Raw genomic sequence first — 15,120 nt, 5'->3', positions numbered from 1 at the left:
CAGCGGGTCAGCGCGGTCAAGCGATGGGTGTCCCGTCGCCCGAGAACACCTCGAGCAACGGGACAGCGAGAAAGCGCGCATACCTGGCTGCCTCGCGCGCGAGTCGCTGGGCCGCACGCGACGACAGCGGAGCGAAGGGCGAGAGGATGACGCGGAGTCCGGCGGCTGAGGTCTCGGGGCGCCAGGTGCCTGCAACCACGCCGTCGAGCACGATGATGGGCTGGAACACGCCGTTGGCGGTGCCCATCACGAGCGCTTTGCGGTGTTCGCCGAGCACGGACGACCTGTCCTGATAGCCGAGAAGGTATTCGTCGAAGGCAGGGAGCAACGCCGCAGTGTTGCGGGGTTCGGGGCGATCGGCGGAGTCGACGGCTCCCGCAAGAGCCAGAAAGTCGACACCCGCGTCCGACGGGACGACTGAATCACCGGCCGCGGCAAGCGCACGCCGCGCCTCGGTGAGCGTGATGCCCAGCCACCAGGCGAAGTCCCGAACGGTCGCAGGCGATCGCAGCTCGAGGTATCGCAGCAGGATGAGGACGATGGCTTCGTCACGTTCGATCCGTGCGGTCGGCGGCAGCCACTGGTCGGTGAGCACAAGAGACTGCTGCGTACCGCTGACCGGACCCCAGACGACGAGCCCGCCGAGCGCTGCCTCCCTGATCAGGTGGTAACCCCGACCTCCCTCGGTGTTCACGCCGCCCGCATCCATCACGTCCATGGCGCGCTTGCGATCGAGGGGTCCTTGGTCGCCGATCGCGTCTTCCAGAGCGCGGAAGGCCCGCGACACCACGTCGGCGTCCATGCCGTCACGTCGCATGACGGGCTCCGCGAGATGGCGCTGCTTGTCCGCTGTGACGTTCAGCATCAGCATGGCATCCGCGGCGCTCACGATGTGCAGCGTGCCGCGCATGGTCCACGTGCGCACCAGCGTGCCGCCGTCGAAGAGCTCATTCACCTCGGCGAGGGTCGCCGTGCCGCTGCGCGCCCCGAGTGCCCATCTGGCCGGCCCGAACGCCTGAGCCTGGGTCGCGAGCAGGTGCGCTGCGACGGATGCCGGTCCGTCGTCGTCGCGCCGGGCGAGCAGGTGCGATAGCGCCCTCGCCCGCGCGACGGTCATCGCACGAGGCCGAGCTCGGAAAGCTGAGCCAGCAGTGCAGCGCCGTCCGCGCCGTACACCCACGGCACCCCGCTCACCTGCGAGTGCTTCTCCGCCGTCGAACGCCCGCCCGCGAGAACCGACTCGGTGTTCGAGAGCTGTCTGATCGCGACCGCTGCGACGCTCTGCGGATGCTCCGTCGCGAACTCGGCGTAGATCTGCTCGTCGTGCTGGCCATCGTCTCCGACGAGCAGCCACTTCACGCGAGGGAACTCGCGCGCGAGGCGCCGGAGATTGAACTCCTTGTGCTCCCTGCCGCTCCTGAACCACCGGTCGTGGGTCGGACCCCAGTCCGTGAGCAGCAGCGCACCCGGTGGAAAGAGGTTGCGAGACAGGAAACGGGTCACGGCCGGCGCGACGTTCCAGGCGCCGGTTGACAGATAGACCATCGGTGCACCGGCGTGCGACGAGGCGAGGCGTTCGAGGAAGACGGCCATGCCGGGCGTGGGAACGCGGGCATGCTCATCCAGCACGAAGGTGTTCCATGCCGCGAGCAGAGGACGGGGGAGCGCGGTGACCATCACCGTGTCATCCACGTCGGAGATCACCCCGAACGACGTGTCGTCGGCCACGACCTGGATGGGAGCCGTCGCGATGTCGCCAGCACCCTCGATGCGGAAGGAGATCCAGTGCGTGCCCGGCTCCAGCGAGACGGGAAGCACGGTGTCGATGACGCCGCCGCGGTCGGGCCGGACGCTGTGCTCGATGCCTTCGACCTCGACGATGACATCGATGTCGCTGAGCGGAACGCTGATGAAGCTTCGCCAGCCGCGCACGCTCTCCTCGCGTCTGCGGTTCGTGCGTGCGGCCCGCGACCCCGGGCGGGGACTCTTGGCCAGAACGACCCGGCCGAGCACGCGAACCCATGAGCTCGTGCCATAACCGGTGTACGACAGCACGGTGGGCAGGTGCCCGCGCTTGAGCGCTCGCCTGGCTCGGAAAGCGTGGAAGGCATCCTCGATGCGCGCGGCGCGATGCACCTTCGGCACAGGACGGATGCTGGACATCTGAACAGTCTTCCATGGGCGCAGGCGGCCCCGCGCGGCCTTTGAAAGGCGAGTGCGCGTCGGCTACGGTCTACTGCGCAGGCATTCGACTATCGTCGCGAGAGTGGTCGACGCTGATGGAAGGTAGAACGGAATGATCGAAGAGATCCTCGTCGGAGCGATCGAGGTATCTAATTCGGGAGCAGCGTTCCGTGTCGAACCGTCTCAAGAACGCAGCCTGGCACGCATCGACGCCCTGTTGGATGCCGCGGCCATCGTCGTCGACGAGGTCGGGTTCGACCGCCTGACCACCGCCCAGGTGGCGGAGGAGAGCGGCGCATCGATCGGAACCGTCTACCGCTACTTCCCCGACCGCATCGCGCTGCTCGTCGCACTGCGCGACCGGGCCGTGCGCCGCTACCGACTGGCGGCATCCGGGCAGGTCGAGCGCACAGCGCCATCGACCTGGCAGGCTGCGATCGGATGTCTCATCGAGACCTTCGCGGACATGTTCCGCACCGAGCCGGGCTTTCGCATCATGCGTTTCGAAGACGTACGCGGCGTCGACGAGTCGGGAACGACGCCGGACCACATCAGGGAGTTCGCCGCCAGGGTGGCCGAGATGCTGGTCAGCAACTTCGGCTTCAGGGCAAGCGACGAGCTCGTGTTCCACATCGACATCGCGGGGCAGATGACGGAGTCGTTGGTCGAGCGCGCGTACCTCCGGGATGCGGACGGTGACGAGCGGACTCTTGCCGAGGCACGGGTCGTCGCGACCGCCTATCTGGAGAAGTACTACGGCTGAGGGCTGATGCCCATTACGGCGTGTTTCCTGTTGATCCGGCCGAGTGTCGGTGGCGTGGGCCATAGTGGAAACCTGCGTTGCTCTCCCGAACGAGGCACAGACGTGCTTCGCTTGACGAGCATCTCGTTCGCAGCATCCGTCGACCGCATCCCTCAGGAATGAGCTTTCAGACGATGATCGAATTCCGATCGGTGACCAAGCAGTTCCCCGACGGCACCGTCGCGGTGAACGACTTCAGCCTCGTCATCCCTTCGCGCAAGATCACGGTGCTCGTCGGCTCGTCGGGCAGCGGCAAGACCACGATCCTGCGCATGATCAACCGCATGGTCGACCCGACGAGCGGCACGATCGAGATCGACGGCGACGACGTCTCGACCCTGCAGCCGGTCAAGCTGCGTCGCAGCATCGGTTATGTCATGCAGAACTCGGGGCTTCTCCCGCACCGCAAGGTCGCAGACAACATCGCGACCGTTCCGCTGCTGCGCGGTGTGAAGCGCAAGGATGCCCGCGCGCGCGCACTCGACCTGATGGACGCCGTCGGGCTGGACCGCTCGCTGGCCGACAGATATCCGAGCCAGCTCTCCGGTGGCCAGCAGCAACGCGTCGGCGTCGCACGTGGGCTCGCGGTCGACCCGAACATCCTGCTGATGGACGAGCCGTTCGGCGCCGTCGATCCGCTGGTGCGCGCTGAGCTGCAGCAGGAGCTCCTTCGCCTGCAGCGCGAGCTCGACAAGACAGTCGTCTTCGTCACACACGACATCGACGAAGCGTTCCTGCTCGGGCACCAGGTCGTGATCTTCAAGACGGGCGGCATCGTCGCCCAGATCGGAACCCCGGAGGAGATCCTGGCCGAGCCGGCAGACGACTTCGTCGCTCGGTTCGTCGGCGCAGACAGGGGCAAGCGTGCACTGTATGTGAGCAACAGGTCGGGGCGCGACGTGCTCGTCGACGCCGAAGGGCGCCCCGCAGGCGTTCTGGTCGCCGACCACGATGAGGCCGGAGCCGTCGCGGCGGCTTCGGGTGCTTCGGCGCAGGGTGATCAACCGCGGTGAACTGGCTGATCGAGAACGCCGGCCAGATCTGGCAGCTCACGCTGATCAATGCGTGGCTAGCCATTCCTCCGATCATCATCGGGTTCGTACTCGCCATTCCGATCGGATGGGTTACGAACCGCTACCGCGCCAGTCGCGGAACCGTGCTCGCCATCGTCGGCATCCTGTATGCGATCCCGTCGTTGCCGCTCTTCCTGGTGCTCCCGAGCATCATTGGCACCAAGGTCATCGCTCCCACCAATGTCGTCGTCGGGCTCACCATCTACGCGGTAGCGATCATGGTCCGAACGGCTTCCGACGCCTTCGCTGCGGTGGATGTCGACATCCTTCTCGCTGCCAGCGCTGTCGGCTTCTCCACCTGGCGCCGGTTCTGGTCCGTCGAGCTGCCGCTCGCAGGGCCCGTGCTGCTCTCCGGCGTTCGCGTGGTGTCGGTGAGCACGATCAGCCTGGTCAGTGTGGGATCGGTCATCGGCGTCCCAAGCCTCGGCTACTTCTTCCTGCGCGGATTCCAGGTGAGCTTCCCACTCGAGATCCTCGTCGGCATCGTCGGCACGATCGTGATCGCGGTGGTCTTCGACCTCGTCATCGCGGGTCTCGGACGCCTCTCGATGCCGTGGACGAGAGGCCGGTCGCGCAAACGCCGTTCAGGAACACACGATGAGTCCGTCGAGCTGGTGAGCATGGCATGAACAGCTGGAACGACGCCTTCGTCTGGATCCTCGATCCCGCCAACTGGGTCGGACCGGGCGGCATCCCCGTGCGCATCGAGGAACAGCTCGTCTACACGATCGTGACGATCATCTTGGCGTGCGCTATCGCGCTGCCGGTCGGCCTCGCGGTGGGGCACACGGGCAAGGGCCGCGGCATCGCGGTGCAGCTCTCCGGCGCTCTGCGCGCCCTGCCTACTCTCGGCGTCGTCCTCTTGCTGGCGACCTGGTTCGGTCTCGGCCTCGGCCCGCCGCTGATCGCCATGGTGCTGTTGGCGCTCCCGCCGCTCATCGCCGGGGCTTACGCAGGGGTGGATGCCGTCGACAGGCAGACCATCGACGCCGCTCGCTCCATCGGAATGACCGGCTGGCAGGTGTTGTTCAAGGTAGAGCTGCCGCTCGCGCTGCCCATCGTCATCGGGGGAGTGCGGTCCGCGTTCCTCCAGGTCATCGCGACCTGGACCGTGGCCGCCTATCTCCCGCTCGGCGGGCTCGGCCGGTTCATCTACGACGGATACGCCGTGCAGAACTACGCCGAGATGCTCGGCGGCTCCATCCTCGTGATCATCCTCGCTCTCGTCGCCGATGGCGTTTTCGCCATCGTGCAACGACTCGTCGTGCCGCGCGGGGTGGTGCTCGGAAGAGCATCAGACGTGCGCGTGCGCTCGTCCCGGTCCCTTGCCGGGGCATCGCAGTCCACCACAGCAGGCTGAAAGGCCGAAGAAGAGAAAGCGAAGCACCATGGCACTGAAATCCCGCATCATCAGCGCTGCCGCCGTTGCGGCGCTGAGCGCGCTCGCGCTTGCAGCGTGCTCCTCAGGCAACCCGCTCGACAACTCCAGCACGTCGTCAGCGAAGGCCGGCGGCCCGATCGTCGTCGGCTCCGCCAACTTCCCGGAGTCCGAGATCATCGCGCAGATCTACACGCAGGCGCTCAACAACAACGGCGTCAAGGCGTCGATCACGCCGAACATCGGTGCTCGCGAGGCCTACCTCAAGGCGCTCCAGGACGGCTCGATCGACCTGGTTCCCGAGTACTCGGGCAGCCTGCTGCAGTACTACGACGCGAAGACGACGGCGCAGTCCAGTGCCGACGTCTACGCCGCCCTGAGTGACGCACTGCCGAAGGGCTACGAGGTGCTCAACCAGTCGTCGGCGCAGGACGCTGACTCGTACAACGTGACCAAGGAGTTCTCCCAGAAGTACAACGTGACGAGCCTGTCCGACCTGAAGAGCGTGCCCGTGCCGATCACGGTCGGCGCCAACCCAGAGCTGGCCGACCGCCCGTACGGCATTCCCGGCCTCAAGTCGGCGTACGGCGTGAACGCGACACTCGACCCGATCAACGACGGCGGTGGCCCGCTCACGGTCAAGGCGCTGCTCGACAACACCGTGCAGATGGCCGACATCTACACGACGAGCTCGGCCATCAAGGACAACGGTCTCGTCACGCTGAAGGACCCGAAGCACATCATCATCGCTGAGAACGTGGTGCCGGTGATCGCATCGGCCAAGGTCGACGACAAGGTGAAGAGCGTGCTCAACAAGGTCAGCGGTGCACTCACCACCGATGACCTGGTGACCCTGAACGAGAAGGCGGCGGGCAGCTCCAAGGAGTCCGCGCAGCAGATCGCTCAGGAGTGGCTGTCGCAGAAGAACCTCTTCCAGTAGTCGACCTCGTCCCGTAGGCAGGGCGTGGACGTCGAGTCGTCGTCAGGGGAGTCGCTCGCGATGCCCGGTGCTCAGGCACCGGCGCGGAGGGAGCGCCTCCCCTTCGGCGTCGACCCCGAGCTCGTGTTCGAGGCGTTGTTCGCCGACGAGAGCCACGCGTTCTGGCTGGATGCGCGCATCCGCGACGGAGGCGTGAGCAGACTCGGAGCCGCGTCACGGCAGAGGCCGAGCTACATCGTCTCCGAGGGCGTTGCCAGAGAGGTAGTCGCCGGGCACGCCCTCGACATCGCGGTCGACCTCACGCGGGTCATCCGCGATGCGGTCGCTGCCGCCGACACCTCGGTCAACGGCTCGCCACTGGGGTGGGTCGGATGGTTCGGATACGAGCACGGAGCACGGGCTCTCGGCATCCCCGCTGCGGAGTCGCCGTGGCCGGATGTCGCACTCATCGCCGCCGATCGCGTCGTCGAGGTCGATCACGGCTCCGGCGAGCTGAGCCTGTGGTTCGTCGACGACGAAGACGGTCGCGCTTGGGCGTCGGCGACGCGAGACCTGTTGGCCTCGCTTGCACCACAGGCGTCCACGGAGGATGCGCCGTCACCGCGGGCTGAGGCGAGTGGCGCAGGGTCCCGGACTCATCCACAGGCTGCCGAACCCGTGTGGCGGCACTCGGATGCCGACTACCTGCGGATGATCGAGCACTGTCAGCTGGCGATCCGTGCCGGTGATGCGTACCAGCTGTGTCTCACGAACGCCATCCGCGTGCAGACGGATGCCCGGCCGCTCGACGTCTACCGACGGCTTCGCCGAGACTCGCCTGCGCCGCACGGCGGGTTCGTGCAGTTCGGCGACATCTCCCTGCTGAGCTCGTCACCCGAGCTGTTCCTGCACGTCTCCGACGGCGTGGCCGTGACGAGTCCGGTGAAGGGGACGGCACGGCGGTTGCCGGACCCGGTCGACGACGCGAGGCTCAGGGACACTCTCGGCCGCGACGAGAAGGAATGTGCCGAGAACCTGATGATCGTCGACCTCATGCGCAACGATCTCAGCAGGGTCGCCCGGCTCGGAGGCGTCGTCGTCACCACACTGCTCGAGGTGGAGACCCACCGACACGTGCACCAGCTGGTGAGCACTGTCGCGGCGCAGCTGGCCGACGGCGTCGATGCGCTGAACGTGCTCGACGCGTGCTTTCCGGCCGGCTCGATGACCGGCGCGCCGAAGCTCAGCGCCATGGGCATCCTGCACGGTCTCGAGAAGGGCCCGCGCGGCATCTACAGCGGATGCTTCGGGTGGCTCGGACTCGACGGGTCGGCCGACCTTGCGATGGTCATCCGAAGCATCGTGATGCAGGGCGGAGAGGCCGCGATCGGAACAGGCGGCGGCATCACCGCGTTGTCTGTACCGGAGCGAGAGCTGGCCGAGATCAAGCTGAAAGCGGCAGCGTTGCTCGCGGCCCTCGACGCCTGATCCTTTCGCCGCAACATGGGCGAAACGAACGGGTAATCTTGATACACCCCTTTTTTCCCGGACGCCGGTGTTCCAACGCCGGGGTCCGCACGCGTTTTTGCGCAGACCCTTTCCACAGAGATTGAGAGCGACGTGCCAGATCACGACGAGCGAGACGGTTCTGAAGCCCGTTACGACTTCGCTGCCATTCAGGCCAAGTGGCTGCCTGTGTGGGAGCGGCTTCAACCGTTCCGCACCGACGCTCCCGGCGACAAGCGTCCGCGCAAGTACGTGCTCGACATGTTCCCCTACCCGTCGGGCGACCTGCACATGGGTCACGCCGAGGCGTTCGGCTTCGGCGACATCGTCGCGCGCTACTGGCGTCAGCAAGGCTTCAACGTGCTGCACCCGATCGGCTGGGACTCCTTCGGGCTGCCAGCGGAGAACGCGGCGATCAAGCGCGGCATCGACCCGCGCGGCTGGACCTACGACAACATCGCGCAGCAGAAGCGCAGCTTCCGCATCTACGCGCCGTCGTTCGACTGGAGCAGGGAACTGCACACCAGCGATCCCGAGTACTACAAGTGGAACCAATGGCTGTTCCTGAAGCTGTACGAGAAGGGGCTCGCTTACCGCAAGGACGGTACCGTCAACTGGTGCCCGAACGACCAGACGGTGCTCGCGAACGAGCAGGTCATCGACGGTCACTGCGAGCGCTGCGGCTTCGCCGTGGTGAAGAAGAAGCTGACCCAGTGGTACTTCCGCGTCACCGACTACGCCGACAGGCTGCTGGATGACCTGAACCAGCTGGAGGGCGCGTGGCCGACCCGCGTGCTGACCATGCAGCGCAACTGGATCGGACGCTCCATCGGCGCCGACGTGCAGTTCACCATCGAGGGTCGCAAGGACCCGATCTCGGTGTACACGACGCGCCCGGACACGCTGTACGGCGTGACCTTCCTGGTGGTGGCCCCCGACTCCGACCTGGCCGCCGAGCTGGTGATGGATGCCCCTGCGCACGTACGCGAGCAGTTCGACGGCTACCTGCGCCAGACGCAGGCGACCACCGACATCGAGCGCCTGAGCACCGAGCGCGAGAAGACCGGCATGTTCCTCGAGCGCTACGCGATCAACCCGCTGAGCGGTGAGCGGCTGCCGATCTGGACCGCTGACTATGTGCTGGCCGAATACGGCCATGGTGCCGTCATGGCGGTGCCGGCCCACGATCAGCGTGACTTGGACTTCGCGCGCACGTTCGACCTGCCGGTGCGGGTCGTCGTGGACACGAATGCACCGATCACGGGCACGATTCCGGTCATCCCGACCGACCCGGAGACGGGTGAGGCGCTGCTCCCCGAAGACCTGCCGCCGCTCGACCCGGCGTCGACCGGTGTGGCCCTGACCGGCGACGGCCGCCTGATCAACTCGGGTCCGTTCAACGGGCTGAGCAAGAGCAACGCCATCCACCGCATCACAGAGGCGCTCACCTCGTCGTCACTCGGTCATGCCGCGCGCAACTTCAGGTTGCGCGACTGGCTGATCTCGCGACAGCGGTATTGGGGTACGCCCATCCCGATCATCCACTGCCCGTCGTGCGGCGAGGTGCCCGTGCCCGAGGACCAGCTGCCCGTGCTGCTGCCCGATGCGGACGGCCTCGACCTGAAGCCCAAGGGCACCAGCCCGCTGGGCGCCGCGACCGAGTGGTCGACCGTCGACTGCCCGAGCTGTGGCGGCAAGGCCACACGTGACACCGACACCATGGACACATTCGTCGACAGCTCGTGGTACTACCTGCGATACCTGTCCGCGAACGACCACACCCAGGCGTTCGACCCGGCCGAAGTGGAGAAGTGGGCGCCGGTCGACCAGTACGTCGGAGGCGTCGAGCACGCCATCCTGCACCTGCTCTACTCGCGGTTCATCACGAAGGTGCTGTTCGACCTCGGGTACGTGTCGTTCACCGAGCCATTCACGTCTCTGCTGAACCAGGGGCAGGTCATCCTGAACGGCTCGGCGATGAGCAAGTCGAAGGGCAACCTCGTCGAGTTCGCCGACGAGCTGCGTCAGCACGGAGCGGATGCCCTGCGCGTGACGCTGGCCTTCGCGGGGCCCCCTGAGGACGACATCGACTGGGCCGACGTGTCGGCTGCCGGAAGCGCGAAGTTCCTGGCGCGCGCGTGGCGGGTCGCTCACGACGTCACCAGCTCACCCGACGTCGAGTGGCGATCGGGCGACGTGGCACTCCGCCGCGTGACCCACCGCCTGCTCGCGGATGCTCCGGGGCTCGTCGAGCAGTTCAAGTTCAACGTCGTCGTCGCACGGCTCATGGAGCTGGTGAACGCCACGCGGAAGGCGATCGACTCCGGCCCCGGGCCGAAGGATGCCGCGGTTCGCGAGGCCGCAGAGGTGGTCACGCTGGTACTCAACCTGTTCGCGCCGTACACGGCGGAGGACATGTGGCAGACGCTCGGGTACGAGCCGACCGTTGCCGCGCAGGTGTGGCGTCGCCCCGATCCGAGCCTGCTCGTCGAGGAGTCGGTGACGGCGATCGTGCAGGTCGACGGCAAGGTGCGCGACCGGGTCGAGGTGTCGCCGAAGGTCGGCGCCGATGAGCTCGAAGCGCTGGCGCGCGAGTCGGATGCTGTGCAACGGGCCCTTGGTGACCGTGAGATCGCGAGTGTGATCGTTCGGGCGCCGCGTCTGGTGAACTTCGTCACCGTGAGGTAGCGGCCTCAGCCGGCTCGTTCTCGTTCGACGGCTCTTCGTCCCCAGGGCGGAGCGCCGTCGGCGTCTTCACGGTCCGTGGGGAAGCGAGAACGAGGCCGCCGCGGTCTCCGTAGCGTCGCGAGGGTGGATGCCGACCCTCGCGATGTGCTCTCTCCCCGTTCTCGCGCCGTGCCGCGTGCCGTGAAGCTCCGGATCGGCCTCGGCGCAGCGGCCGTTCTGCTGATCGCGGCCTTTGCGACGGCCGTGCTGGTGGGCATGCTGGCGCCGCGCGGCGACAGCAGACGGGTTCCCGCGGTGACCGTGACGGCGGCGGGTGCGAACCGGGTCGCGCCGACCCCCGTTCCGACGACGGTGGTCTACGTGCACGTGCTCGGCGCTGTGGTGCATCCAGGTCTTTACACCCTCGCGGACGGCTCGCGGGTGGTCGATGCGATCGGCGCGGCGGGTGGGATGACCGACGACGCCGAACAGGCCGGCGTCAACCTCGCCCGCCCGCTGAGCGACGGCGAACAGCTCGCCGTACCGCACGTCAGCGACCCTGTTGCCGCTCCGGCGTCCGGCGGAGTGCAAGGAGGCGGTGGTGTCGTCGACGCAACGGGAGGCAAGGTGAACCTCAACACCGGCACGGAGGAGGAGCTCGACACCCTGCCACGTGTCGGGCCGGCGATGGCGGCGAAGATCATCGCGTGGCGCACCGAGAACGGCCGCTTCACGTCGATCGACGACCTGATGAATGTGAGCGGCATCGGTCAGAAGACGTTCGATGGGCTCAAAGACCAGGTGACCGTCTGATGATCGACCTCCGACTCGCGATCCCGGCGCTGGCAGCCTGGGCGGGTGGTGGAGTGTCCCTCGCGATACCCGGTGCGCCGATGTGGATGGCGATCGTGCTGTGGAGCGCGGCGGTCGCCGCGGCCGGGGCAGCAGTCGCGCTTCGGCTGAGCCGGGGAGAGCAGGAAAGCGAGCCTCGACGGTGGAAGCGAGCCGCCGTTGTGGCTGCCGCAGTGTGTGTTGCCGGGGCCGCCGCCGCACTGGTGTGCACGGCAGCGGCAGTTGCGCTGCCCGCTCGGCATCCCGATGCCGTCGCTCGTCTGGCGCATCACACCGTGACACTCCGCGCGAGCGTGACGTCGCTCCCCGTGCCGGCCGCCGCGTCGCCATACTCCGGCGGTCGCGTGCGCTTCTCGGCGACGGTGACCGCACTGACGGCGGGCGACGTGGCGACAACGGCGCGCATGCCCGTGCAGGTCTTCACGCCGACGGAAACAAAGGTGCAGATCGGTGAGACCGTGGCGATGACCGGAACGGTGATCATGCTGGAGCCCGGCTCGGAGACTGCGGCACTGGTCTACGCAAGCGCTCGGCCGCGTGTTGTCGCACCCGCACCTCCTCCGCTTGCCGCCGCCAACGCGATGAGGAGAACGTTCTCGCAGGAGGCGAGCGCGCTTCCAGGCGATGGCGGCGATCTGCTCCCCGGCCTCGCGATCGGCGACGTTCACGAGGTGTCGACCTCGTTGTCCGACGCGATGAAGCAGGCGAGCCTCACCCACCTCACCGCGGTCTCCGGTGCCAATTGCGCCGTGGTGGTCTCCCTGGTGGCGGCTGCGGCCGGCGCGATGGGGCTCGGGCGCGGCATCCGCTCCGCGTCGTCACTGGTCGCCCTTGCGGGATTCGTGGTGCTGGTTACACCGCAGCCCAGCGTGCTGCGTGCCGCCGTGATGGCCACGGTGATCGTCTTCGGCGCCTGGTCCGGGCGACCCGGCCGGGCCGTCCCTGCGCTCTCGCTGGCGATCATCGCTCTCCTGTGCATCGACCCGTGGCTTGCCGTCGACTACGGCTTCGCGTTGTCCGTGCTCGCAACCGGGGCTCTGTTGCTGCTCGCACCGCCGATGACGGAGCGGATGAGCAGGTGGATGCCGTCCCGGGTGGCCGCACTTCTCGCCGTCCCGATCGCCGCGCAGGTAGCCTGCCAGCCCGTACTGCTGCTGCTCAACCCCACGGTGCCGTTGTACGGCGTGGTGGCGAACCTCGTCGCCGAGCCTGCCGCGCCGATCGCCACGGTCCTCGGGCTCGTCTCCTGCGTGCTGACGCCGTTGTGGCCACTCGGCGGCTCCCTTCTCGCGCACCTCGCGTGGCTGCCTTCTGCCTGGATCGCCGCAGTGGCACGCGTGACGCAGACCCTGCCGGCGAGCGGATGGGGTTGGGTGGACGGCGCCGTGGGCTTCGCCTTGATGCTTGCGGTCACGCTGGCGATCGTGTTGGTCGTGATGCGCCCCGCCAGACGTGCGAGTCGTCTCGCCAGGGTGATCGCGCTGGCGGCATCCGGCGGCCTGATCGTGTGCTCCCTCGCTGGGATGGTGGGCGGGCGCGTCGCCGAGGCGCTCGAACGCCCGTCGAACTGGAGCATTGCGGCATGCGACATCGGACAGGGGGACGCTGTGCTGCTTCAGAGCAAGGGCGCTCACGCGCTGGTGGATGTCGGTCCCGACGCCGCGCCGTTGAAGAGCTGCCTGTCCGAGCTCGGCATCTCGCACATCGACCTGCTGGTGCTCACTCACTACGACCAGGACCACGTCGGCGGTGTCGGTGCGGTGATCGGCAAGGTCGGCGTTGCGATGGTCGGTCCGCCCACCGACGCCCACGGGCAGGCGGTGGACGCGGCCCTCAGCAGAGGCGGTGCTCAGGTCACGGTGGCGCAGACCGGAGACTCCGGGCGGCTCGGAGACCTCGACTGGCGCGTTCTGTGGCCCGACGCCGACCCCGGAGGCATGGATGACGGCAACGAGCGCAGCGTCGCGGTGGCCTTTGACGGGGACGGGCTGCGGTCGATCTTCCTGGGTGACCTCGACGAGCGCGCCCAGTCGGCCCTCCTCGCCACAGATCGCGTCCAGCCGGTGGACGTGGTCAAGGTCGCACATCACGGTTCTTCGGACCAGGACGAATCCCTGTACCAGCGGCTCGATGCCGCGGTCGCGCTCGTCTCGTGCGGCGCAGAGAACGACTACGGGCATCCCACCGCGCAGGCCCTCGGCATCCTGCGACGTGCGGGAACCCAGGTGATGCGCACCGATGTGCAGGGGATGCTGATGGTGACCGCCGCGTCCGATGGGAGTTTGCGCACCTGGACGCAGAAGCACGCTTCGACCAGGCAGCTCGCCGCTCCCGGGCGTTCTCGTGGTGTCGGCGGCGCCGATTAGGCTGATTGCGCTCCCAAGATTCGGCCACCGTGTGGCGGCCTTGGGCGGTGCAATTCCAGACGTCGTGCCTTCGGCTCGGCCCTGGCTATCGAGAGGAACGGTGTGGCGGCGACGGCGCGGAGTGCAGGGGCGCGATCCACCGGCGGACGGGCGTCGGCATCGCGTGGCGGCTCGACGCGGGGCGGTGGTCGTGCCGCAGCAGTGAAGACGGTCATCCCGCAGCTGAGCTGGTACGACGTGCGTGCGGCCCCCGTGGTGCTGGTGAGCGGTCCGGAGACCGTGCTCGCCGACAGGGCCATGCGCATCCTGCGCGATCGACTGCGAGAGACCGACCCGAGCCTCGAGATCACCGACATCATCGCTTCGGAGTACGTGCCGGGCGAGCTCGCCTCGGTCGCGAGCCCTTCCTTGTTCGGCGAGCCGCGGCTCATCCGGGTGAGCGGGGCCGAGAAGGCGAGCGACGCCTTCATCGACGACCTGGTGACCTACCTGGAAAGTCCGGCGGACGACACCACGGTGCTCGTGCGTCACGGCGGAGGGCAGCGGGGCAAGCGGTTCCTCGACGCGATCCGCGGCGGGTCCGGCGGGGGAGTTGAGGTGGTCTGCGCCGAGCTCAAGCGCGAGTCGGACAAGTACGACTTCGCGCAGGCGGAGTTCCGCATGGCGGGCAAGAAGGTCACGCCTGGTGCGTTGCGAGCCGTCACCGGCGCGTTCGCAGACGACCTCGCCGAGCTCGCGGCGGCCTGTCAGCAGCTCATCTCGGACACCGGAGCGGAGGTCACCGAGTCCACCGTCGATCGCTACTACGGCGGTCGCGTCGAGACGAACGCCTTCAAGGTCGCGGATTCGGCGCTGGCCGGTCGCTATGGCGAGGCGTTGATCACGTTGAGGCATGCGCTGGCGTCCGGCGCCGACCCGGTACCGATGGTTGCGGCCTTCGCCAGCAAGTTGCGCACGATGGCGAGGCTTTACGGAGCTCGCGGCAGCTCGGCTCAGCTGGCTTCCCAGTTCGGTCTGGCCCCATGGCAGGTGGATCGCGCCCGTCGCGACCTGCAGGGTTGGACGGAGGACGGGCTGGCGCGCAGCATCCAGGTCGTCGCGGAGACAGATGCCAGCGTCAAGGGCGCGGGCAGAGACCAGGTTTTCGCACTCGAGCGCATGATCGAGATCCTGAGCGCCCGTGGGGCGACGTCGCGCGCCTGAGTCGGCGGCCATTCCTCATTCGCTGGTTGAGGAGCTCGCGGCGTAGCCGCGCGCGTCTCGAAACCTGCAGCCGCAGACTCTCGGGTTTCGAGACGCGCGCCTTGCGGCGTGCTCCTCAACCCACGGTGAAGATGCCGGCGTCATGTACTTTCACGGGCAAGAGAAAACCC

Annotated in this window: 12 protein-coding genes; 10 read left to right on the top strand and 2 right to left on the bottom strand. The window is 67.6% G+C overall.

Annotated elements, in window-relative coordinates; translation table 11 throughout:
- Positions 1-16: 16 nt before the first annotated feature.
- Together ACYVDN_RS05135 and ACYVDN_RS05130 are read right to left on the bottom strand one after the other, a co-directional pair.
- Complete coding sequence (locus ACYVDN_RS05135; protein ID WP_460569090.1) at positions 17-1,117, bottom strand: winged helix DNA-binding domain-containing protein; 1,101 nt, start codon at positions 1,115-1,117, stop codon at positions 17-19.
- Entirely contained in the window at positions 1,114-2,163 is a 1,050-nt protein-coding gene (locus ACYVDN_RS05130; RefSeq protein ID WP_460569088.1) for an App1 family protein, read from the bottom strand. Before ACYVDN_RS05130 ends, ACYVDN_RS05135 begins: the two co-directional genes overlap by 4 nt.
- A 133-nt stretch (positions 2,164-2,296) precedes the next feature.
- On the opposite strand from ACYVDN_RS05130, the gene ACYVDN_RS05125 reads away from it, so the two are divergent.
- The 10 genes from ACYVDN_RS05125 to holA all read left to right on the top strand — a co-directional run bounded on the left by ACYVDN_RS05125 (position 2,297) and on the right by holA (position 14,950).
- Complete coding sequence (locus ACYVDN_RS05125) at positions 2,297-2,947, top strand: TetR family transcriptional regulator (RefSeq protein WP_460569086.1); 651 nt, start codon at positions 2,297-2,299, stop codon at positions 2,945-2,947.
- Positions 2,948-3,120: 173 nt separating this feature from the next.
- Positions 3,121-3,999 (top strand): ABC transporter ATP-binding protein, encoded by an 879-nt coding sequence (locus tag ACYVDN_RS05120; RefSeq protein WP_460572252.1) that lies wholly within the window; start codon positions 3,121-3,123, stop codon positions 3,997-3,999.
- Positions 3,996-4,688, top strand: coding sequence for an ABC transporter permease (locus ACYVDN_RS05115; RefSeq protein WP_460569084.1), 693 nt, complete (start codon positions 3,996-3,998; stop codon positions 4,686-4,688). Before ACYVDN_RS05120 ends, ACYVDN_RS05115 begins: the two co-directional genes overlap by 4 nt.
- Positions 4,685-5,419, top strand: coding sequence for an ABC transporter permease (locus ACYVDN_RS05110; RefSeq protein ID WP_460569082.1), 735 nt, complete (start codon positions 4,685-4,687; stop codon positions 5,417-5,419). The genes ACYVDN_RS05115 and ACYVDN_RS05110 overlap by 4 nt, the downstream gene beginning before the upstream one ends.
- A 28-nt stretch (positions 5,420-5,447) precedes the next feature.
- Positions 5,448-6,377: an ABC transporter substrate-binding protein gene (locus ACYVDN_RS05105; protein WP_460569080.1), complete on the top strand. Its 930-nt coding sequence runs from the start codon at positions 5,448-5,450 to the stop codon at positions 6,375-6,377.
- A gap of 24 nt (positions 6,378-6,401) precedes the next feature.
- Positions 6,402-7,844 (top strand): anthranilate synthase component I family protein, encoded by a 1,443-nt coding sequence (locus ACYVDN_RS05100; protein ID WP_460569078.1) that lies wholly within the window; start codon positions 6,402-6,404, stop codon positions 7,842-7,844.
- Between the two features lie 132 nt (positions 7,845-7,976).
- Positions 7,977-10,550: a leucine--tRNA ligase gene (gene leuS, locus ACYVDN_RS05095; protein ID WP_460569076.1), complete on the top strand. Its 2,574-nt coding sequence runs from the start codon at positions 7,977-7,979 to the stop codon at positions 10,548-10,550.
- Between the two features lie 123 nt (positions 10,551-10,673).
- The gene (locus tag ACYVDN_RS05090) at positions 10,674-11,342 is read left to right on the top strand and encodes a helix-hairpin-helix domain-containing protein (protein ID WP_460569074.1); all 669 of its coding nucleotides are present in this window, start codon (positions 10,674-10,676) and stop codon (positions 11,340-11,342) included.
- Positions 11,342-13,747 carry a ComEC/Rec2 family competence protein gene (locus tag ACYVDN_RS05085; protein ID WP_460569072.1) on the top strand — a complete coding sequence of 802 codons (2,406 nt, stop codon included), beginning with the start codon at positions 11,342-11,344 and terminating at the stop codon, positions 13,745-13,747. Before ACYVDN_RS05090 ends, ACYVDN_RS05085 begins: the two co-directional genes overlap by 1 nt.
- Positions 13,748-13,948: 201 nt before the next feature.
- Positions 13,949-14,950, top strand: coding sequence for a DNA polymerase III subunit delta (gene holA / locus ACYVDN_RS05080; RefSeq protein WP_460572250.1), 1,002 nt, complete (start codon positions 13,949-13,951; stop codon positions 14,948-14,950).
- Positions 14,951-15,120 lie beyond the last annotated feature (170 nt).

Source organism: Humibacter soli, from assembly GCF_054779035.1.
The sequence above is the reverse complement of the archived record's forward strand: the minus strand, read 5'-3'. Positions and strand labels throughout refer to the sequence as shown.